At 44.8% G+C, this 22,941-nt stretch carries 20 protein-coding genes; 17 read left to right on the top strand and 3 right to left on the bottom strand.

Annotated features, from left to right (window positions below; all coding sequences use genetic code 11):
• Positions 1-148: 148 nt before the first annotated feature.
• Together CA600_RS00440 and CA600_RS00435 are read left to right on the top strand one after the other, a co-directional pair.
• Entirely contained in the window at positions 149-763 is a 615-nt protein-coding gene (locus CA600_RS00440; RefSeq protein ID WP_094868386.1) for a xanthine phosphoribosyltransferase, read from the top strand.
• Positions 757-2,076 carry a nucleobase:cation symporter-2 family protein gene (locus CA600_RS00435; protein ID WP_094868385.1) on the top strand — a complete coding sequence of 440 codons (1,320 nt, stop codon included), beginning with the start codon at positions 757-759 and terminating at the stop codon, positions 2,074-2,076. The genes CA600_RS00440 and CA600_RS00435 overlap by 7 nt, the downstream gene beginning before the upstream one ends.
• Before the next feature lie 172 nt (positions 2,077-2,248).
• Here the strand turns inward: CA600_RS00435 and CA600_RS00430 are convergent, their stop codons facing one another.
• From CA600_RS00430 to CA600_RS00420, 3 genes are all read right to left on the bottom strand, one after another.
• Positions 2,249-3,385, bottom strand: a complete 1,137-nt coding sequence (locus tag CA600_RS00430) for a glycerate kinase (RefSeq protein WP_094868384.1) — start codon at positions 3,383-3,385, stop codon at positions 2,249-2,251.
• A gap of 41 nt (positions 3,386-3,426) precedes the next feature.
• Positions 3,427-4,695, bottom strand: a complete 1,269-nt coding sequence (locus CA600_RS00425; protein ID WP_094868383.1) for a GntP family permease — start codon at positions 4,693-4,695, stop codon at positions 3,427-3,429.
• A 159-nt stretch (positions 4,696-4,854) separates the two neighbouring features.
• Positions 4,855-6,021: a sugar diacid recognition domain-containing protein gene (locus tag CA600_RS00420; RefSeq protein ID WP_094868382.1), complete on the bottom strand. Its 1,167-nt coding sequence runs from the start codon at positions 6,019-6,021 to the stop codon at positions 4,855-4,857.
• Positions 6,022-6,289: 268 nt separating this feature from the next.
• Between CA600_RS00420 and CA600_RS00415 the strand changes: the two genes are divergently transcribed.
• From CA600_RS00415 to CA600_RS00350, 15 genes are all read left to right on the top strand, one after another.
• Entirely contained in the window at positions 6,290-7,645 is a 1,356-nt protein-coding gene (locus CA600_RS00415; protein ID WP_256989665.1) for an MFS transporter, read from the top strand.
• A 67-nt stretch (positions 7,646-7,712) separates the two neighbouring features.
• Positions 7,713-7,928, top strand: a complete 216-nt coding sequence (locus CA600_RS00410) for a hypothetical protein (protein ID WP_042192779.1) — start codon at positions 7,713-7,715, stop codon at positions 7,926-7,928.
• A 27-nt stretch (positions 7,929-7,955) separates the two neighbouring features.
• A complete protein-coding gene (locus CA600_RS00405) occupies positions 7,956-8,642 on the top strand; it encodes a hypothetical protein (protein WP_094868381.1) in 687 nt (228 codons plus the stop codon).
• Positions 8,639-9,841 (top strand): glutathionylspermidine synthase family protein, encoded by a 1,203-nt coding sequence (locus CA600_RS00400; protein WP_094868380.1) that lies wholly within the window; start codon positions 8,639-8,641, stop codon positions 9,839-9,841. Before CA600_RS00405 ends, CA600_RS00400 begins: the two co-directional genes overlap by 4 nt.
• 39 nt (positions 9,842-9,880) lie before the next feature.
• The gene (locus CA600_RS00395) at positions 9,881-10,474 is read left to right on the top strand and encodes a hypothetical protein (RefSeq protein ID WP_179283576.1); all 594 of its coding nucleotides are present in this window, start codon (positions 9,881-9,883) and stop codon (positions 10,472-10,474) included.
• Complete coding sequence (locus CA600_RS00390) at positions 10,471-10,863, top strand: DUF350 domain-containing protein (RefSeq protein ID WP_042192771.1); 393 nt, start codon at positions 10,471-10,473, stop codon at positions 10,861-10,863. The genes CA600_RS00395 and CA600_RS00390 overlap by 4 nt, the downstream gene beginning before the upstream one ends.
• Before the next feature lie 143 nt (positions 10,864-11,006).
• The gene (locus CA600_RS00385) at positions 11,007-12,020 is read left to right on the top strand and encodes a potassium channel protein (protein ID WP_094868378.1); all 1,014 of its coding nucleotides are present in this window, start codon (positions 11,007-11,009) and stop codon (positions 12,018-12,020) included.
• A gap of 138 nt (positions 12,021-12,158) precedes the next feature.
• Positions 12,159-14,207 carry a catalase gene (locus CA600_RS00380; protein ID WP_094868377.1) on the top strand — a complete coding sequence of 683 codons (2,049 nt, stop codon included), beginning with the start codon at positions 12,159-12,161 and terminating at the stop codon, positions 14,205-14,207.
• Between the two features lie 172 nt (positions 14,208-14,379).
• Complete coding sequence (locus CA600_RS00375; RefSeq protein ID WP_094868376.1) at positions 14,380-15,519, top strand: glycosyl hydrolase family 8; 1,140 nt, start codon at positions 14,380-14,382, stop codon at positions 15,517-15,519.
• Positions 15,520-15,550: 31 nt separating this feature from the next.
• Positions 15,551-17,101, top strand: a complete 1,551-nt coding sequence (gene wsfD / locus CA600_RS00370) for a glycan biosynthesis hexose transferase WsfD (RefSeq protein WP_179281469.1) — start codon at positions 15,551-15,553, stop codon at positions 17,099-17,101.
• Complete coding sequence (locus CA600_RS00365) at positions 17,098-18,654, top strand: hypothetical protein (protein ID WP_094868375.1); 1,557 nt, start codon at positions 17,098-17,100, stop codon at positions 18,652-18,654. Before wsfD ends, CA600_RS00365 begins: the two co-directional genes overlap by 4 nt.
• A 28-nt stretch (positions 18,655-18,682) precedes the next feature.
• Positions 18,683-19,933 (top strand): glycosyltransferase family 2 protein, encoded by a 1,251-nt coding sequence (locus tag CA600_RS00360; RefSeq protein WP_094868374.1) that lies wholly within the window; start codon positions 18,683-18,685, stop codon positions 19,931-19,933.
• Positions 19,934-19,985: 52 nt separating this feature from the next.
• Positions 19,986-21,959, top strand: coding sequence for a cellulose biosynthesis cyclic di-GMP-binding regulatory protein BcsB (locus tag CA600_RS00355; protein WP_256989664.1), 1,974 nt, complete (start codon positions 19,986-19,988; stop codon positions 21,957-21,959).
• Complete coding sequence (locus tag CA600_RS31630) at positions 21,944-22,084, top strand: hypothetical protein (protein ID WP_256989663.1); 141 nt, start codon at positions 21,944-21,946, stop codon at positions 22,082-22,084. Before CA600_RS00355 ends, CA600_RS31630 begins: the two co-directional genes overlap by 16 nt.
• A complete protein-coding gene (locus CA600_RS00350) occupies positions 22,074-22,928 on the top strand; it encodes a diguanylate cyclase domain-containing protein (RefSeq protein WP_094868373.1) in 855 nt (284 codons plus the stop codon). Before CA600_RS31630 ends, CA600_RS00350 begins: the two co-directional genes overlap by 11 nt.
• Positions 22,929-22,941 lie beyond the last annotated feature (13 nt).

Raw genomic sequence — 22,941 nt, 5'->3', positions numbered from 1 at the left:
AAAGGTCTGGACCGAGCGATGCGGACACTATGCAGTGTTACACCACTAAGGGACAAAAGCCCAGAAGGACAGATTCACTTGAGAGAAACGACTCAAGGGATTTGTCCTTTTTTTGTTTTTTTAATGAAGAAGGAGAGATCAGTTCACGATGAAAGTACTTCAAGAGCGTATTAGACAAGAGGGTCTTATTTTATCAGATACGGTACTAAAGGTAGATTCATTTCTGAATCATCAGGTCGATACGGAGCTTGCGCTGCAAATCGGTCAAGAGTTCAAAAAATTGTTCGGTCATCAACCGATCACAAAAGTAATTACTATTGAAGCTAGTGGAATTCAGTTCGCCATGGCTACTGCGATTGCATTAGGTGTACCGTTTATTTATGCGAAGAAAAAGAAAGCAGTCACCCTCGCGGAGGCGGTCTATTCAGCGCCTGTACATTCCTTTACACGCCAAGAGGACTATCTGGTAAGCGTCTCTCAGAAATATCTTGGACCGGATGACAAAGTGCTTATTGTGGATGATTTCCTCGCTACTGGTGCTGCACTTGTAGGACTGGTTGATATCGTGAAAGAGGCTGGAGCAGAGCTCCTTGGTGTCGGTTGTGTGATTGAAAAGAGCTTCCAAGAAGGCCGGAGCCTTCTGGAGAACAGAGGCATAGAAGTCCATGCCTTGGCCCGTATTGCATCTATGTCACCAGGTGAAATTCACTTCATTGATAATGAAAGCTCATTAGAGAAAATCAAGGAGAGTGCGGGATGTTAAGCAAGCAAAAGGTATTTACGTTAGGCCTTCAGCATGTACTAGCCATGTATGCCGGAGCAGTTATCGTACCGCTGATTGTTGGGGGCGCCTTGAAGCTGAATGGGACTCAGATGGCCTACCTTATCGCAGCCGATTTGTTCACTTGCGGATTGGCTACCCTACTGCAAATTATGGGTACCAAGTATTTTGGTAGCAGGCTTCCGGTTATTCTTGGATGTACCTTTACAGCGGTTGGTCCGATTATCGCGATTGCCTCGACACATAATCTGGCGACTGCGTACGGTGCGATCATTATTTCCGGTCTGTTCGTTGTTCTCGCGGCCCCGCTTTATGGGAAGCTGCTGAAGTTCTTCCCAACCATTGTAACAGGTTCTGTCGTGACTATTATCGGCCTATCTCTTATTCCAGTAGCCATGAATAACGTTGCTGGCGGAGAAGGCAGCGCTGATTTTGGACAACCGCGCAATTTGCTGCTTGCCCTAATTACACTGCTTGTCATTCTAGCAGTTAACCGTTTCGCAACAGGATTTCTACGCTCCATATCTGTTCTGGTAGGTTTAGTGGTGGGTACTGCGATTGCTTATGGAATGGGCATCGTTAACTTTTCTACAGTAGGTGAAGCTTCTTGGGTGAGCATCGCACAGCCGTTCTACTTCGGATGGCCTGAGTTCAGTCTTACTGCAATCTTCACCATGATCATCGTTAATATTGTTAGTATGGTGGAGTCTACTGGGGTTTATTTTGCCGTAGGTAAAGTAATTGATCAGAAGGTTGAACAGAAGCAGATCGTGAACGGACTACGTTCCGAAGGTGTAGCTATCATGCTGGGTGGAATCTTCAATGCCTTCCCATACACTGCTTTTTCTCAAAATGTAGGCTTGATTTCGCTGTCTCGCATTAAGACTCGTAATGTTATTTTTGCCGCTGGCGGGATCATGATTGTACTAGGACTATTGCCTAAGCTGGCTGCCTTGACGACGATTGTACCGAATGCCGTACTTGGTGGAGCTATGATTGTCATGTTCGGTTCGGTGGCCGTTTCCGGAATATCCATTCTATCTGATGTGGATTTGCGTAAGGACGGTAATCTACTGATTGCCGCTTGCAGTATTGCTGTTGGCTTAGGCTCAGCGACACTTCCAGCTATGTTCGCAGAGCTGCCTGAATTTGCTCGGATGCTGCTGCAGAACGGTATCGTATCCGGTTCGCTTACAGCGATTCTACTAAACATTGTGCTCTCCAAGACAAAGGATGAGGTGCAGGTAGAGGATAATACTGTACCCGTACTCGCTAAGGAGTCTCAAGTCTCCTAAACTTTATTGGATTGATGAAAAGGCTCAGACTAGGTGAAGTACAAACCTAGACTACCTGCAAAAACGAAATAAAAGATCTGACCCGGCTTCATGCACGGGTCAGATCTTTTTTTAAATATAATAATATATTATTCCACGCTTAAAAAAATCCTTATATTTTCTCCAGAAACGATTAACGGTTACTATGTTTGATTAATATCCCTATATTACGCGCGGTGCGCTCCATGTTGAAGGAAGCATCGGTGAGCGCTTTATCAAGCGTACAAACCCCTGGCACGATGGAGAAGAACATATCAATACCATGCTCGTACACAGCTTCTACGCCAGTACCTAGAGAACCCGCTAAGGCAATAACAGGTACACCAGCGGCTTGTGCTACCTTGGCAACACCAATCGGTGTTTTGCCATAGACGGTTTGGCTATCCATCCCACCTTCACCTGTGATGACATAATCCGCATCTTTCACTTTATCCGCAAGATTCATGGCATCGACGACGATGTTTACGCCTCGCTTCAGCTGGGCTCCTAGGAAGGCCATCACGCCAGCACCTAGTCCACCTGCTGCACCGGCACCTGCTGTATCGTTCACTTCTTTACCGAGATCGCGTGCAATGATGTTTGCGAAATGTGCAAGATTTGCATCCAATTGCTTCACCATCTCAGGTGTTGCCCCCTTTTGCGGGCCGAAGATGGCGGATGCTCCACGCTCCCCAGTTAACGGATTGTCCACATCACATGCAGCTACTACCTGGAGACCTTGAAGCCTCGGATCTATATGAGCACTATCAATACGAGTAACTTCACTCAGCGACCCTCCACCATATCCAATCTCCGTTCCATCTTCTCGCAAGAAGCGGAATCCAAGTGCTTGTGCCATGCCTACACCACCATCATTCGTCGCACTGCCACCGAGACCCATAATAATGGAACGTACGCCTGCATTCAGCGCATGAACGATGAGCTCCCCGGTACCCTTTGTTGTGGTGATCAACGGATTACGATCTTCCTTCGCTACAAGTTCAAGTCCAGAAGCAGCTGCCATTTCGATAATCGCGGTTTTTCCATCTCCCATAATGCCATAAAATGCATTCACAGGGTGACCAAGCGGCCCTGTTACGTCACATTGTACAATTCGTCCGCCTGTCGCATCGACGAGCGATTGAACCGTACCTTCGCCGCCATCTGCCATCGGAACCTTAATATATTCTGCATCGGGAAAAGAGGAGCGAAGTCCTCGTTCTATGGCCTCACAGGCTTCCATTGCTGTCATACTTTCTTTAAATGAATCTGGCGCCAATACAAACTTCATGCTCTCCACTTCCTTTTGTGTTGTTCATGCTCAAATAATTGTTATACGAACCATTGGAATACACCGAATACTAATGTCGATACGATGGCTAGTGTTAGACCAACTGCAGTTTCATAAGGAATCAATTTGAGACGTTCTTTCATCTGCATGTTCACACTACCACCTGTTGCATGGAAGAAGCTACCGTGAGGCATGTGGTCGAATACAGTCGCACCCGCGTGAATCATTGCCCCCGCTCCTAGCGAAGCTACGCCAAGTCCCATGATGGTGGAGCCGAACACAGAGCTCGCTACGGCTGTACCTGCTGTTGTCGATGCTGTTGCAAGAGACATTAATGCACCACTGATTGGAGCAAGCAAGTATGCCGGTAGGCCAGATGCCGTAAGACCATCGATAATAACATCCTTCAATTGCGAATTCGCAATGATACCAGCTAGTGTACCTGTCCCGATTAACATGATGGCTACACCAGTCATTTTACCAAGACCAAATATAGCAAACTCATTTAACTTCTTAAATCTTCCCATTGCAATGGCGCCTATGATACCTCCAACTGGAAGTGCGATTACTGGATCGATGACGATGCCTGCAATTGGACGAAGGGATAACAAGATAATGGCTACAAGTGGAGCTAGAAAGGCTGTAAAGAAGCTTGGAAGCTGCTCATTCGGATTATTCGTCACCTCAGAGGCTTCGACCTTACTACCTTTATTGTTTAAACGCTTTGCGATGAAGTACGTTACGATAATTCCGAACACGGCTGGAATTATACCTGCTACCATCAACGAGGTTAATGGAATGTGAAGTGCATCTGATGCTGCAATTGCATTCGGGTTTGGTGACATGATGTTACCGGCCTTCCCGCCACCAATCATAGCGATCAGGATTGCCAATTTCGAAAGATTTGCACGTTGTGCAATAGCTAATGCAATGGGCGCTACAGTAATAACTGCTACATCCACGAATACACCGACCGCTGTAAGAACCATTGTTGCTAAGGCTAATGCGAGTAATGCTCGTGTCTCGCCGGCCTTCTGAACCAGCGTTTCTGCAATCTTTTTCGCCGCGCCTGATTCAATCAATACACCTGCTAACACACCTGCTGCCAAGATACGAAGCACGGCAGGAATCATCCCTTTGGCACCATCCATCATCAGCGTAATGGTATCCACCATACTCACACCGCCGATTAAACCACCTACTAGCGCACCAATCATCATGCCGTAGGCTGGCGGTACTTTTTTCAATATTAGAACGATTGCCACAACCAATGCAGCTAAAGCACCTAAAACGCTTACACTCACTGTCATGAGTAATTCCTCCCAGTTTTACACAGAATGTATAGGTAGATATGTGGTTTGAGCTCATACCTATACTTTAGCGATATTTTGTAAGCGTTTCATTAGGCGGACAAATAAACATTTCGCAATGGTTAATGTCTTTTTTTGTGCAAATGAACATATTGCCTCCTATTCATCACGGGACATACCAGAATGATCCAACAAATATAACCAACGCGCACTCATGAGTAGGAATAGCTCCTGATAATTTCTTGGATCTTTCCCTGTGAGCTCGGTTATACGCTGGAGTCGGTAACGTAAGGTATTCCGATGAATACGCAGTCGTTCAGCTATATGCTGTTGCTCTCCATTTTCGAGGTAAAATAGAACTAATGTCTGCTGAAGCTCGCCACTACGATCCTCCTCCATAAAATGCGCCCATAGCTGCAGCAGCTCCTCCGACATCCAATTCTGCACACTTGGAACGGCCATCGTCTCCAGTTGCAGATCCGTTGCATAATAAACCGGCTCATCCGGATATATTGCATAGCCTGCACGCATCGTATCTTCTGCGGATTGAATGGACTTCATCATCCCTTGAATCCCTGTAAAAGGTTTGCCTACAGCGATACGTAGTGGAGAAATCTCCTTTACATCTAACCAACGTCTTATCTGGTGAATGCCTTCACATATATCTGTATGTGGCTTCCGCTCGTGGAGATGGTCCTTGATCAGAATAACTTGTCTGGCATTACGAATGGTAATCAATTGAACAGCCGGGCGTCCTTCCAATACATCAGCTACCCGCTTCATTGTCACCATGAGCTCCTCTTCATTACGATCAATGAATTCAATGATGCATGCGATATGTGGCTTATCCACTTGAAAATCAATCTGCTGTGCTTGATGTCGCAAGTTCTGCACGTTCGCCTCAGCGCCATTCATCACCGCGAGCAGGAAATTCTCCTTCATTCGTTTGTCCCATTGTGCCTGCTCTAACAGCTTCATATGCTCAAGATACATTTCTGCCGTCATCTTCACCAATTCACCATACTTCGTCACTTCTTTGGGGTCCCCTGTAATCCCGATAACACCAACAATCTCATTCTCAAACTCAATAACCAGGTTCGTTCCAGGCAATACCCCCTGCAATCTAGCAGCGCTCTCTTGATCAATCTCGAATCTGCCACGACGCTCGATCGCGAGTAATGCTCCCTCATGTGATTGCCCTAATCGCTTACCATCTCCAGATCCAATAATTCGTCCTCGCTTGTCCATAACATTGACGTTGTACCCAATCACATGCATCGTACGTCGAACAATTTCCATCGCGATTTCTTTGGTCAAGCCCCTCATGGCTACTACCCCCTATTTAGAAAGTCTCTATGCAAGTCCTTGTTAATTTCATGCGCGATATAATATACCTTTAAGATCTTATCATTAGCACAAGATGAGCTTGATTGAAACACTACTAGTATATATTGCGGAGAATGGAGATCATAATCGAACTGGTATGTGGAATGATGTGGCGGAAATAAACCCCTATTCTAATTGCCAACCTCTTTTTATAGGCATAAAATTAGTTGAGCAGGTATAGATAAATTAGGACAGGGATGGAGTAGGAATGAATGAGAAAGTAGTAATGAATGATAAAATTGTCATGCCATTATGGACGATGTGCCTCTTTATTGTAGTGATGAACACAACGATGTTTAATGTATCGCTTCCATCTATTATTCAGGATCTCCAAATTTCTGCTGACCTAGGCTCATGGGTCATTTCCAGCTATTCGATTGGATATGCGTTGTCGACGGTGATTTATAGCCGGTTATCCGACTTGGTGCCGGTTCGCAAGCTCTTGACCATTGGTTTAATTACGCTTGGGACGGCATCAGTGTTTGGATTGTTCGCACATGACTTTAATATGCTATTAATTACGAGAATCGTGCAATCTGCAGGCGCCGGATCTATGGCAGGATTGGGGCTTGTACTGGCCAGCCGCTATGTTCCGATTGAAAGACGCGGCGCTGCTATTGCGATGATCTCGGCGGGTAGTGCAATGGCCTTTGGTTTAGGTCCTATTGTCGGAGGCGTGATCAGCCAGTACTTTGGCTGGAATGGATTGTTCGGAATTACTTGCCTAGTGCTTATCGTGCTGCCGGTGCTGCTGCGGTTATTGCCTAAGGAAAAGCCACAGCCTGCAAGCTTTGACATCCTAGGAGCGGCGCTGACCGTTGTAAATGCGGCAAGTTTACTGGTAGCTGTAACTACCCAGTCGCTTGTATGGCTAGTGGTGGGTGTAGCGTCTATTATCGTGCATGCCGTACATCTGAAGAAGGCCAAGGAATCATTCATTAATCCGCAGCTGCTTGCCATGCCAGGTTACTTGAAACTGGTTGCCGTAGGCTTTTGTATTCTGGTGCTGAACCTGGGGAACCTGTTCCTGATGCCGCTTGCGCTCGCTAATCTGTTCGGTAAATCAGCGCTGATGATTGGTTTGTATATCGCACCGGGAGCGCTATTATCTGCATTTCTGACCCGGTATGTGGGACGTTTTATTGATCGTTACGGTAATATCCGCTTCTTATTGATTGGACATTGTATACTTGCAGTCGTTATGGCTGTGTTTGCTATGAATCTTTCTGTATCACCTAAAGTACTACTGCTAGGTTATCTATGTTTCTCTCCCGCCTTCTCAGCTACGATGGCATCCTTAAATAATGAAGCTCCTATCGTTCTTCCAAGGACTTGGATTGGTTCTGGCATGGGGCTTTTACAACTGGTTCAATTCTTCGGAGGCTCTGTATCTGTTGCAGTCTGCGGGCTTTTACTGCATGCTCAGCGTGATATCTCCCCTGCAAAAGCATATCAGCATGTATACGGCGTGTTGCTCCTCGTTAGCTTGTGCTCGTTAGGAATTCTTCTTTTATATAGACGTTCTAACGCCAAGAGTAAGGTTGGGCAGTCTACGCACGCCTAGAACTGAAACGAAAAGGTAATAAAGACGTATCAGATGCTATAGCAGAACTAAGGAAGGAATGGTAATAATGGACAATGGGATGAATGTAATCTTATTTGAAAAAATGCCGGAAGGCGGGCTGCGAGTCATTGAGGAACGCACGTGGAGCATGAATATGATTGCAGCACTAGAGCATGTCAATTATATTGTGGTGGGCAGTGTTGAATATGAAACGGTTGAAGGACGGCTGAATGTAGATGAAGGTAAGCTGGAGCTTTTACTTGTTCCGATGCACAACGAATGATTGAGATAAGGGAAGGAGAACCTTACGATGTCTAAAGATGAAAAGGATAAGGAATTAGCGGTATCCAAATTATTCACCTCTGAGGGTAAGCCCATTCGAGTATTATCTACTTCGCTAGGCATAGCTTTGTTAGCGAACGCTATGTTTATTCCTGGCGGCGCAGGGGCTAGCGCAAATACTTCTGGAGATGAACCACAGCTAGTGTCCTGGTCTACCGAAGAGGTTAAAGCCTATTTTGACAAAAATGTGGATTGGAATATTCCATATCCGGAAGGTGCACAAGAGGTAGAACAGGAAGGCCAAGGTGTTGTAACCAATAATGGAACGACGGTAGTGAATAACTATGGTGGATATCATTCAGGTTTTGGATGGGATGACTTGCTGCTGTATCACATGCTGTTTAACAGTGGTGGCAATTACTCTTCCAGAGGATGGTCTAAGGACCGCCCAACTTATTATGGAGGCACGAGAACAACTTATAAGCCACCTACCTATAGCAGTGAGAAGTTCCAGAATAAGAAGGTTCCGGGTTCTGTTGTAAAGCCCAAAACATCGACTTCCTCCACAGGCTCCATTACGAGAAGAGGTTCTTCTTCAAAAAATGGAATCGGTGGCACTTCCAGCGGATTAAACTCATCGAAGAACTCTAAATCCAGCTCAGGATCGAAGTCCTCTTCGAGATCAGGCTCAAGTAAGAGTGGTTTTGGCGGATGAGTGAGCAGCAGAGTGTATTTGAAATTCTAGATCAGTCTGAGCTTGAAAGAGGTCCGCGGGTCAAAGCGTTGTATGAGCTTGGGTTCACTTGGGCGGATCTTGAGGATGAAGAGTACTGGTTGGATGCGATTGCTCTAATGCAAAGGGACACTTATAAGGAGCTTGAAGATGCCTCATCAAAACTTTGGGCTATCCTCGATAAAGCGGTTCGCTATGTTCATCTAAAGCGCGATTTGTATGAACTGCTTGGGATTCCCCCTGTACTTTGGGAGATGCTTGACGATTGTCCGATGCCAGAAGAAGGATTCATTAGTCGGTATGCCAGATTCGACTTTGCCATAGCCCATGATGGGACGATTAAACTGCTCGAACTGAATGCGGATACCCCAACAGGTTATGTGGAAGCCTCGATAGCTACACCATGGATCTGTGAGCAAGCTGGAATGCAGAGTCCTAATCAAGGGATGAAGGAACAGGTTGCGGCAGCCTGGCAGGAGGAACGTCCGGATACCGCAGCTTGTGTCGCTTATGGGTCTCATCTTGAAGATTCAGGTACGATCGAAGCATTAGTGAAGCACAGTGGTCTCGATATCCAGTGTGTGGATTGCCTTGATTTATGGGTCGATAATGGAATTCTCAAGGATGGGGAAGACCGCGTGATTGAGCGGATGTTCGCCTTATATCCTAAAGAGTGGATGGCTGTTGATGAAGGCGGGGATGCCCTCGCCTATGCGGTAGAGCAAGGAAATCTTCAGCTCTTTAATGGTCCTCATAGTATATTGCTTCAATCCAAGGGGCTGGTTGCAGCGGTGTGGGGAATGTATGAGCTGGGCCTGTTATTCGACAAGGAAGAGCGGGAGACGATCTCGCGCTATATTTTACCTACTTATAATAAGCCTGTATTCTCAGGGAACTTTGTGTCCAAATCTGTTTTTGGTCGTGAAGGGGGTTCGGTGCGCATGTTTGATGATAGCGGTGCGCTAGAGCTTGAAGATGAAGACGGTTATGACAGTAGTCAGCTCTTCCCCACTGTGTATCAAAAAAGAGCCGATTTAGCACGGATAACGACTTCAAAGGGTGAATTTCATCTGCTGACAGGCATGTTCGTGATTAACGGGGAGCCTTGTGGTATGCTCGGCCGAGCGGGCGGATTGATTACAGGCAATGCCAGTCATTTTATTGCGTTGGGAGTGAGATAATTGGATAAGAGCAAGAAAGCCCGAATCGGAGTCTTATGTATGATGCTTTTGACGGTACTGTTACTAAGCGCATGTTCCAGTAATCAGGGCAGTGTATTTGATTCAGGAACAGCTGGAACCTCAGATAGTGTAGCACGGGTACCGTGGGACTATCGGGTGGTAGAGAGTACCGTAGGGGATTTAATTGGGAGTGACATGACGGTTTTGCCGGATAATGAACTGCTCCCGAATGATGGGAATTATGCTACTGGCGATAAAATTTGGACACTTCAGTTCATGGACGCCGAGTTAATCACGGATGCTGATCAGAAGAATGAAGTTCGCCTGTCTTCATGGAGCACGATTAAGTCTTATGCAGATGAAAAAACGGCAGCAGAGGATCTTACTAATCTTAAAGTATCGGTAACCACTGATGTTGATCTTGTAGGAGTATACAAGACTAAGTATAAGGATAAGACAAGAAACTTTGCGGTGCTTGAGCTCCCTTCAGGTAATCGGATTAAGCAGCCGATTGATGATGAACGCTATACTGCATTAGAGAAAAAGAAGACCGCTTCCGTAGTCCTTGAGGAAGTACATGATTTTGCCGATTATGATTCGGCGTATGCGAAATTTCGGGGGTGGGCGAAGTGACGATGGTGGTTAATTTGGTAGTGAGTGTGTTTGTGATTATTCTTTTGCAAGTGTTAGGCATGGTGATCTTTGGTTTGATGACTCCGTTTAAAGATATGGAGGAGCTGAAGAAAGGCAATGTGGCTGTAGCTTTGGCTTTAGGCGGCAAGTTTCTGGCAACAGCCATTATTATTGGTGTAGCGGCGTATACGAATACCTCCATTCTGCACATGATCATTTGGTTTGCGGTAGGTTATGTGTGCTTGATAGCGGCTTATTGGATCTTTGAATTGGCAACCCCAACCTTTAAGATTTCAGAGCATCTGGAGAAAGGGAATGTGGCTGTAGGCACTATGCTTTGCTTGGTATTTATTGGGACTGCATTTGCGATTAGCAGTTTGATTGTTTAGTTTCAACTTGAAAAAGGATAATGACAAAGGTTGCCCCGATCCATCCGTCGAGCGGCAGCCTATATTTCTCGCATAAACGCTTGCTTACTGTCCTTAAAGGACGCCGAAGGCATGTTAGCTTGATGTGAAGAAGGGGTGGGCAGATGCATCTGTTTCTGAGAATTTCCACCAAGATGATGCGGTTACGTAAACGGACGATAGGGTTAATCATTCTGATCTTTATAATTCTTAGTGCGTCGATTGCTTACCTGATCGAACCCGGTACGTTTCATAGTTGGTTTAATGCATTTTATTGGGTCATGACAACGATGGCGACTGTAGGGTATGGGGATTATTTTGCAGAGACCGTAGTTGGAAAGCTGTTTACCATGTTTCTATATATCTTTGGTATCGGTCTCCTCAGCTTGGTTATTGGTAAGGTCATTGACTCCATTGCGGAGGTGCAGAGAAGGAGAGGAGCGGGAACGTTGAGCTTTCGGGGAAAGGATCATGTGATTCTAATTAATTGGAGTAAGAAAGCACAAGCTGCCGTAGAGGAGATTCTATGCTATTCGCCGAAATGCCATATTGTTATCATTGATGAGGTAGGCGCGCATCCCTTGGAGCATATGGAGCAAGTCCACTTTATAAGTGGTGATGCCTCCAGTGATGACATTCTGCTTAAGGCTAACATCCATGAAGCAAGAGCAGCCATTGTGTTCGGGGACACAAGGATTGATGAAGCATCGCTGATCGACGGCAAATCTTTGTTAATTGCCTCTAGCATTGAGCGCATTGCGCCACAAGTACATACGACTGTAGAAATAATGCAAGAGAAGAATATACAGAATTTCAGGCATGTTCAGGTAAACGAGTTCGTTCTTTCGCATGATGCCATCTCCAGACTGGCTGTTCGTTCTGCACTGCAAGAGGGTAACTCTGAGGTGATAACGCAGCTGCTGAGCCGTAAATATGGTGATGATATTTATGAGATTCCAGTGAATACTGCGTGGAAGACTTATGGGGACGCGTTTCAGAACCTGCTTCTGCAAGGTGCAACCTTATTGGCGGATCGTAGCGATCTAAGTATCAATCGAAAGCTGGATCAGGTTATTCCTAAGGATGCTAGATTGTATGTTGTTTCCGATGAAGCGACGTATCGTAGGATTAAGGGTTAGGTCAGAATTAGATGGAATAGGCGGATTTTCGGGAGCTGAGGCTTCGCGGAATTCTGTCTTTTTTTGTTTGCCAATCTTTCCTTAAGGGTAAGAGATACATGATAATATCTACTTTACCTTTGGAAGGAGCCATTGTTAATGAGTGAACATCAAAAAGTGAACGGAAACAGCAAGAATGAGCAATTGGAACAGTTTCGCAGTAAGGATGAAGGTCACACCTTAACAACGAACCAGGGTTTAAAAGTATCAGAGGACGAGTTCTCCTTAAAAGCGGGTGATCGGGGCCCAACCTTATTGGAAGACTTTCATTTCCGGGAAAAAATGACGCATTTCGATCATGAACGAATCCCTGAGCGAATCGTGCATGCACGTGGATTTGCTGCTCATGGTGAGTTTGAATTATATAAATCACTGAAAGAATATACGAAGGCGAAATTCCTTCAAGATCCCTCCGTGAAGACACCGGTGTTTGTCCGGTTCTCTACGGTAGCCGGATCACGGGGATCAGCCGAGACGGTGCGGGATGCCCGCGGATTCTCTACCAAATTTTATACTGAGGAAGGGAATTACGATCTAGTCGGAAATAATATGCCCGTCTTTTTTATCCAGGATGCGATCAAGTTCCCAGATTTAGTACATGCGCTTAAGCCTGAGCCGCACAATGAAATGCCTCAGGCCGCATCGGCTCACGATACCTTTTGGGATTTCATAGCCAATAACCAAGAATCGGCCCATATGGCAATGTGGCTGATGTCGGACCGTGCTATTCCACGAAGCTTCAGAATGATGGAAGGGTTTGGGGTGCATACTTTCAGGTTGATTAATGAGCAGGGAAAAGCCCACTTTGTTAAATTCCACTGGAAACCGGTGCTCGGTGTACACTCTTTGGTGTGGGACGAAGCTCAGAAAATATCGGGTGCGGACCCTGACTTTCATCGCCGTGATTTATGGGAATCGATTGAAGCCGGCAACTTTCCGGAATATGAGCTGGGCATTCAGCTTCTAAGTGAAGAAGATGAATTTAAGTTTGAATTTGACGTGCTGGATCCTACAAAGCTATGGCCAGAGGAAGATGTACCTGTACAGATTGTTGGGAAAATGACCTTGAACCGCAACGTGGATAATGTTTTCGCCGAAACGGAGCAGGTAGCTTTCCACCCTGGACATGTGGTTCCAGGCATCGATTTCACCAATGATCCACTGCTTCAGGGCAGATTGTTCTCTTATACGGATACTCAGCTAATTCGGCTTGGCGGCCCGAACTTCCATGAGTTGCCGATCAATAGACCGGTATGTCCTTTCCATAACAACCAGCGTGACGGGTATGGACGGCAGACGATTAATCAGGGTTCAGTGAGCTATCATAATAATTCGCTTGCTAACAATACGCCCGCACCTGCAACAGAGGCTGAAGGTGGTTATGTACATTATCAGGAGAAGGTGGAAGGTCGTAAGGTGCGTAGCCGGAGCAAAAGCTTTGAAGACCATTTTTCACAAGCCAAGCTGTTCTGGAACAGCATGAGTACTCCAGAAAAAACGCATATTATTGAAGCCTATTCATTCGAGCTCGGGAAGGTAAAGAGTAAGTCAGTCCGGCAGCAGGTTGTAGATATGCTCGGGAACGTTACGTTAGAGCTTGCTGTGCCTGTAGCAAAGGCTATTGGGGCGAAGCCTCCGATAACAGGCGGTTCCGAGGTGACTCAAGCCTCCCCGGCACTAAGCCAGGTAAATACGAAGAAGCACCCAAACACACGTAAAATAGGGGTGATTATAGGCGACGGATTTGATGAAGTCTTGGTGATGCCTGTCCTGGATACGCTTATGAGAGCCGGGATCCAGCCGGAAATAATTAGCGATAAGCTTGGATTTATTAAAGGCTCAAAGGGGACAGAGCTTGAAGTCATTCATACCTTATCCACGACAGATTCGGTCCTCTTTGATGCGATTTATGCAGCTGGTGGAAATTCGGAACGTAAGAAATTCCATAAGGATACGGCGCAATTCCTGAACCAAGCCTATTCTCACTTTAAGCCCATCGCTGTGACTACTGAGAATGCTAAACTACTTGAAACGGCCGAGCATAGAAGCAGTCCGGGTGTAATCATTGGAGATGGCGGAGAGGTGTTTGCTGCCAGCCTTGTCGCGGCAATTACTGCCCATCGTTTTTGGGAACGTATGATTGAATAAATAACTGATACAGAGGGGATATCCCGTTCGCCAAAGGCGTAAGGATATCTCTTTTTTGTCCAAGAATAGATACATAACGCTTACAGTTGATTTAACATTTTGTTGTATATTACCGTTATAGATAATACTAGGCAGTAAACAGAATAGGAGAATATTAAAAGGAGGTGATCACTTGAGGAAAATAATCATTGCTGCACTAGCGATATTTGCAGGCATTATAGGGTTAACGGCATGCGAAAAAACGGCAGCACCGAATCCGTCCAATAGTGCTCATACTAATTCTCCAGCACCAGTAGATTCAGAAAATGATACCAAGGTAACCCAGACGCAGGAAGTAACTGACTTAGAGCAGTTTATTACCTCGAAACTCACAGGTGAGCACGGTGTATATACTAATCATATTGAAACAGATCAGTCGGCGGAAGCGGCGAGTGGATACGAAGTTCTGAGTGAATCGGCATCTCTCCGGATGCTGGCAGCTGTGCGTAGCGGCCAACAAGAGAGATTTGCAGAACAATGGCAACTAGCCAAGCAAACCTTTGATATCAAGAGCGGTTTCAGCTACCGTTATAGTCCTAAACAGCAGAAGCTATACCCCTTGAATGCTGCCGTTGATGATTTGCGCATGATTCAAGCTCTTTATGAGGCAGGGGAGAAGTTCGGCGATAAACGCTATACAGCTGAAGCGGATAAATATGGCCAAAGATTTTATGATTATAATGTAAAAGACGGAAAACTTTATGATTTCTACGATATGGAATATTCTTCAACAAACACATTCGTCACTTTGTGTTATATTAATTTGGGCACTTTGCGAAAATTGTCGATTCCTAGCCAATTTAGTAAGAAACTGACGAATGATATGAACGTAATATTGGAAAACGGATATTTATCGGATGAATTCCCCTTTTATGAGACACGGTTTAATTATGAGACCGGAAAATATAGTTCGGAAAACATCAATACAGTAGAGTCGCTTTTATCCATTCTAGCCTTAGCTGAGGTGGGCCAGCAGAAAGCCACCAGCATTGATTTTATCAAAAGGCAGGTCGAAGCTGGAACGTTGTATGGGCAATATTCGAGAGAAGGTAAGCCATTGAGCGATATCCGGTCCACAGCCATTTATGCCATTACGGCTATGATCGGCGCAGAAATCGGCGATGAATCTCTCCACCACAAAAGCATTGAAAGAATGAACGAGTTCAGAGTAACAGATGTGGATAGCCCACTGTACGGAGGATTCGGTGATATGGCTAGCGGCCAAGCTTATTCTTTTGACAACCTGATGGCATTACTGGCCTATGTCTATTAACTTAAACTTAATGTATTGAAGGTGAACCTGCATGATGGACAATACGGTGAAAACACCTCTAAGGCAAAGCATAACACTTGCTAATTTTTCGGTTTCTCCTGCATTTCTTGCTGCATTTGGAGTGCTGCTTATTACCATCATCGCGCTGTTCACAGCTCCGTATGTCGGAGTGGCGGATAACGGTGACTTTTTCCGTAGCATTTATAGTAATGGACTCTATTTCAATCTGCCGGATTATGATAGTCAGTACTTTGGTTATTTTGTGAAGCAATATGGGATCTTTCAATATTTTAATGAGAATGGTGCAATGTTATTTTCCTCTCAGTCCTTATTTATCAAGCTGGCTATAGGACTTAACAAGTTGTTCTTCAGTAGTGAGGTATTCGACATCCGCTTTCAAGCGGCAATTTATACGATTCTATATGTAATCGCAATTTACTTATTAATAGAGGCTATTACATGGAAGATGTCCCGAACACAGGGATTCATCATTGCAGGTGTTGCCGTTTTTATATTCGGAGATACCGGGTATACGGCTTATTTTAACTCCTTTTACGGCGAGAGCGTTGTGATGATTACGACGATCTTCATGTTCGCTTCATGGCTGATGTTATATCGAAAAAGATTCAATGACTACGCGATGCTGGCCCTATTCGTAATTAGCACGCTGATCCTGACTACTTCTAAGCAGCAGAATGCGCCAGTGGGGATGATCATTGCTGTTCTGGCATGTTCACTGCTTTGGATTCGTAGAGACAGGATATTTCGGATCCTGACAATGGCGTCTCTTGCTCTAATGCTGTTCGCAGGTGTGTTCACGTATTTGAATATCTCAAACGAGTTCGTAAACATTAACCAGTTTCATGCCATGACCCGAGGGGTGCTGAAGGAATCACCTGATCCAGAAGCAGCTTTAAAAGCGTTAGGGATGGATGAGCAATTCGCCATTCTGAAGAACAGCATTCACTATGAGAAGTACGTGACCATAGACGTGAATTCACCACTTCTCGAGGAGAATTTCTACAGTCGTTATGGATTTGTATCCATCCTTAAATATTATTTAACGAACCCAGACCAGCTTAATTCGATTCTTAATGTAGCTGCTCAAAGTGCATTCTCGATTAAGCCTGCGGCTATGGGGAATTTCGAGCATTCCGTTGGTAAGGAGTTTCGAGCACAGTGTCACTTTTTCACCGGATACAGCCAACTGAAACAAACGCTGGCCCCGCGAACATTCGGGTTCATCTTTCTCTGGATGGTGCTTGTTATCGGTCTCTACATGCCTTCCTTTGTAAAAGCGATCATGTCCCGTGATTTCAGAGGTATGCAGCGAATGGTATTGATTGTCGCTTCGATTGGCATTGGGCTTTCGGGTATTTTTGTATCGATTATCGGGGCAGGCGATGCCGATATTTCCAAGCATGAGTTCTTATTTACATTATCCTTTGACTTAGTCACTTTTCTGACCCTATCCAGTGTGATTGGGCGTAGAGTTTCTAAAAACAGTAATCAGGTTAAGCAGGTTAGAAAAAGCACCCCTTCTAGCCCGTATACAAAGCCTCAAAAGGATGTGAGTGTGTGAGTATCAGAGGAGTATTAAACGGTATATTGCTACTGACGTTGACCCTAACGACCCTTCTGATTCCCGTCACACCTGTCCAATCTGCTGCTTCTCCACAGCAGGTTCTACTACTCTATGACAGCCTCGCTAAGGGGACAACGAAGGAAGGCAACGTGATTGAACTCCAGCGACTGCTGGCGGCTTATTCCATGAAGGTCACACTTAGAAGTCTGGATCAATATGAGCAAGGGATGCTGGGGCATTACTCCAAGGTGATTATGGTCCGTAATGCAGCGGACATTGTGATGACTAATCCAATCTATGATGAGGATTGGGAGCATTATCAGGGACAGTATTTGCACATCGGGTACAGCCCTCCAGCCTCGCTGAAAAAGAAACTACAGTTAACCACAGATGTCATGTATGACGCGAATCCATCTATCCAGATCGGACAGTTCTCGGGAATTTCACTTCAGGTACAGGATATGCTCTATATAGCCGGAAGTCAGGGAACCCAGTCCCTTGGAAAGCTGACCTTCCAGGATGATAGCCTGCAAGCACCTTATGCAGTGAGTAAAGAGGGTGCTGCTTATGTTCCGTATTTTGAACAAGGCAATGTCAGTGCACTAGCGATGGGGTATGTTTTGAAGGATTGGCTTCATATCAACGCAACGCCTAAAGTGTATCTTGCGATCAAAGAGATCTATCCCTTCTCTGATCTGGGATTGCTGACAGAGACTGCGGAGCGGCTGTATCAAATGGGGGTTCCTTTTCTCGCAAGTGTGCGGCCAGTGTTCAGCAATACCGATTATCCGGCCATGCAGCGTTATCTGGTAGCCATCAAAAGAGTGCAATCGAATAATGGCAGCATTCTGGTCAATGCCCCTATTGCGATGCATTCAACGAGTACTAGTAATAAGGATCATTCACTTCAGGCGAAGATGGACGCGTTCATTAATCTGCTGGTACACAACAAGATTGGGCCGCTTGGAATCGGAGCACAAATGCACTGGGCGTATGACAAGGAATACTCGGAGGCGGGGATGGGGTTTTTCGATTCTGTGATCCTGTATCCGGATGAAAATGTTGATTATATGGAGCAGAGCGACACCTCCAAGTCCTTTCCATCCTCTTTATATAGTGTGCCGATTAATTTTTTGCAGGATTTGCAAACATCCAATAATGTGATGCCAGAACTGCCGATGGACACGGTAATCACTGTGGATATGCCTAAGGATAAGGAAGAACTTGAGGAAATGCTGAAGATGCTGGCACAATACTGGGTTTCTTTTGCGGATTATAAACAAGAAAGGCATGAGGTTGTTACAGACGTCAATACGATCACTTCATCAGAAGGAGTGATTTCTATTAATGGACAACCCCTGAGTCTGAATTATACGCCAGAAACAGTGAATAGCGATTATCGGTATACAGAAGAGCAGAAGAAGAGCTTTACGACGCTTTTTAATATACAGAATCAGTTCTTTATAGTTGCGATAATGATTTCTCTGTTGCTATTTGGCGGATTAATGATCATCGGATACCGAATGTATAGGAAAAAGTATTTGAAATGAGACAACTAATCGTGATTTGGAGGATCCTATGACGATTTCAGACATACTGATGGTAATTGCAGTGATCTGTATCTGGTCTTTATTGCTGGTGAATGTAACCCTCATTATCGCAGGCTATTTATATTACATTAAATCTGAAAATGAGGACATACCAGAGATAGAGGGCGAATATCCTTTGGTTTCAATTATGGTTCCTGCTCACAATGAGGGGGTAGTCATCTGTAAGACGGTGGAGTCTCTACTAGCGCTTGATTATCCGGAAGATCGATATGAGATTATTGTGATTAATGATAATTCCTCTGATAACAGTGCTGAACTGCTGGCCGGTATCCAAAACCGAAATCCGGGGCGTCAGCTGATCGTCATAAATACGGATGCGATTACTGGTGGCAAAGGGAAATCGAATGCACTGAATATAGGCTTCACCCATTGCAAAGGGCAGTTCATTGCGATTTATGATGCAGACAATACACCTGAAAAAACGGCTTTACGTTATCTGGTCGCTGAGATCATGAATGATTCTAGCCTAGGTGCAGTAATCGGTAAGTTTAGAACCCGTAACCGTAACGCAAGCCTGCTTACCCGGTTTATTAATATTGAGACGTTGTCCTTTCAATGGATGGCACAAGCGGGACGCTGGAAGCTGTTCAAGTTATGCACCATTCCCGGCACTAATTTTATTATGCGCAGGTCTATCGTAGAAAGTATCGGTGGCTGGGATGTTAAAGCGATAGCCGAAGATACAGAAATCAGCTTCAGAATATATATGATGGGTTATCGGATCAAGTTCCAGCCGAAATCGGTCACATGGGAGCAAGAGCCACAGACCTTAAAAGTCTGGTTCAAGCAGCGAACGCGCTGGGCTAAGGGCAACATTTATGTCATTGTCAAAAATATCCCCCTGCTGTTCGATAAATCCGCCGCAAAAGTCCGGTTCGATATTCTTTATTTTTTAGCTATTTATTTCTTATTGCTGATGTCATTAATCACCTCGGATGTGCTGCTCATCCTGCATGCTTTGGGCTATGTACATACTACTATTGCTGGGCTTAGCAATTTTCTCTGGCTGCTCGCCATCATTCTGTTCGTTGTAGGTACTTTCATAACGCTGACGACAGAGAAGGGCGAGATGAGCTTGTCCAATTTATGGATCGTAATGTTGATGTACATCTCTTATTGTCAGCTGTGGATGGTTGTCGCGGCTTACGGATTATATCTTTACGCCAAAGATCTCATCTTCAAAAGAGAAGCAAAGTGGTATAAGACTGAACGCTATTAATAACGAACAAAGAAGTACTATGAGAAATATGTGATCACAGGAGAAACAGAACATGATGATGAAAAAACAAATGGTTATACTGTTAACCTGCCTCTCTCTTTTTCTAATTCAATTGAATGTTGCAGCCGCCGAGGCTCCGTCTCAGGATACTAGATTAACCTACACAACCTCTTTCACAGGAACAGATACTGCGTTAAAGGGTTCAAGTGCCCAGCAGCAATATTTTGAGGTCATGGATTATTGGAATGTGAATGAGATCAGAATTAACCTGCACTTTCAAATTTCGCAAATTACCAAGGAGCAGATGTCTAGCGTTACCTTAACGCTAAATGGCAGCCCATTCTACACATTTAGACCTTCTCTAAAAGATAATGGGGAACAACAGCTGGTCCTTCAGGCACCTAAAGGGTTTCTAAAAAAAGGAACCAATACGCTTGGGATTCAGGGGTATTTGCAGTCAAACTATACAGATGAACAATCTTGTTCTGTCGATTATGATTTTGATAATTGGCTGCATCTGTTTAATACATCCAGTATTAGTGTGATGTATACGCCGAAGCCCTTGACTGGGGGGATTAGTGACTTTAGCGAGCGCTTCTCTGGCGTTGATACCTTAACGAAGAATCATAGTGTTCTGACCGTACCGGATAAAAGCACAGGGGCAGAATTGGAGTCGGCTACTTATGCGCTTTCCGGACTTGTGAAGGGGAATACATTGGACAATAGAACGATTCCAATGCTTCCCTACCGGTCAGATGCGGTGAAGAATAAAGCTGCGGTTGTACTGGTAGCTATGTATGACCGAGTACCAAGCGGGCTAAAGGCTCAGCTAAGCACCTCTGAAGATTTAAGTACACATGCACTGCTGCAGTTAGTGAATAAGGATACTCAGCCCACACTTGTCGTAACCTCGAAGGATGAGAACTTACTGATTAAAGCAGGCCGTTTTGTTGCGAATGAAGAGTTATTGGGTCAAATCAGCAGTGATTTAAAGGTGGTCGATGATGCTACAGAAGTATCTGCACCCCCCCTTTCGATTAGCTCCAATATTACGTTTACAGAAACGGGTGATAAACTCACTGGGGCACGTCATCAGGAGCAGACATACTTTGTTTCACTGCCCTCTAACCGCTCGATTGCAGATTCAGGCAGAATCAGATTGGATTTCCGTTATGCACAGAATTTAGATTTCGACCGTTCACTAGTGACTGTCAGCATCAACAACACACCCATTGGCAGCAAGAAGCTGACCAAAGAGCTGGCGAATGGCGATAAGCTGGATCTTCCAGTTCCCCAAAGCTTGAATATCTCTGGTAATTTCACGGTAACTGTAGCCTTTGATTTGGAGCTGAAGGGAGCCGAATGTACTTTAGATAAGGAACAAATGCCGTGGGCGTATATCAGTAAAGATTCTGTAATGCGTCTTAATACTAAGGATCGTACGGATCTTTTGTTTAATAACTATCCGTATCCGTTCATACGCGACGGGCTTTACAATCAAGTAGCAGTTGTGCTGCCGCAAGAAATGGATGATTACGCATATTTGAGTTTAGCTAATGTATTTAATCTTCTGGGAAAATACGCTAGCGGAAATATAGGCAACATTCAGTTCTACACGGATAACATTAGCGCGGATCATTTGAAGAATAATAATGTTATCGCCATAGGCACGTATAAGAATAATAAGATCATCCGTGATCATAATGATAAGCTCTATTTTCAATATAACGGGAACGGAACAGCGATTCGCTCCAATGAGAAGATGAGTATTGAAGATCATTACGGTGCTCAAATCGGTACACTGCAGCTGATTGAATCGCCATTTGAGGCGGGACGGGGGCTGCTTGCTGTTACGGGAGTGGGCTCTGAAGAGTACTATTTGGCGTCGAAGTTGATTGCAACAGAGCGGGACAAATGGAAGGTGTTTGGCGATGGGGTAATCGTTGATAAGGACGGTAATGTCAATGCGCGCACCGTTTCAAGATCATTACTGGAGCAGCAGAGGATTCCGTGGTCAAAAAAATAACGGAACGAACGGACGTGCTGAGTTTCATAATCGTAATTATGCTGGTTCTGACACTGGTGATTCTATCGCTGATCCTGCTGCTTCGTAAACATATGAAGAAACGTGGTGATAAGCGTGAGACGTAATCGCAGCGGGTTAGTTTCAGATATCGCTCTCTTATCGTTCCTGGTGCTTCTTTTTATTTGTATTGTCTTCATTTCAGGGGCACCCGATGATTATATCCAGAATATTATCATTTTAAATGTGGCCTTTATTCTGGCGATTGTTACCTATTTTACAACGGTAACTGCAGGGCTGGTCTTGAACCTGGTGTTTATATTTACTTACGGCTTCTACACGATGTATCAGACGATATCTTTGGGAGAGACAATTGGACTGAATACTTACTTCTGGCTAATTATGACCCCATTGTTAACAGTGGTACTGTGGATATTTACACTAAGTAATCGTGAGCTGCAGGCTGAGAATCAGCGTTTGGAGAAAAAGACTGCCAATATGGCCATCATCGACGAGAACACAGATCTGCGTAACAGTATTTCTTTTCAGAAGGATGCTGCCTTATTTACAGGCATTTCGACTCGATATCAGATTCCGCTCACACTGCTTGTAGTGAAAGTGAAATACTGGAATGAGATTAGACGTATTATTCCCGAAGATAAGCTGGCTGAGGCCATTCATGACGTATCTCAGCTCAGTCAGGCCAGCATTCGTACCAATGATGCATTGTATTTACTGGACAAAGATGACGCAACATGGGGCCTTCTGCTGTTCACCGACAGCGATGGAGCAAAAATCGTAATTGAGCGGATTAAACTGAAGCTTCAAGAGCTTAATGACACTGAATTTGTCAAAAAGTATAAAGTCAGCCTTGGTCTCAAAATAGGTGCTGTAGAATATCAAGCCAGTACTATTGAGAACCCGTTAGATTTTATTGTTCAGGCTAAAAAACAATTAGAGTATGATGTATAAGTCAGTTGAACGT

The sequence above is a fragment of the Paenibacillus sp. VTT E-133280 genome (genome assembly GCF_002264385.1).
GTDB classification, from domain to species: Bacteria; Bacillota; Bacilli; order Paenibacillales; family Paenibacillaceae; genus Paenibacillus_AQ; species Paenibacillus_AQ nitricinens.
This window is presented reverse-complemented; position numbering and strand designations above follow the sequence as displayed.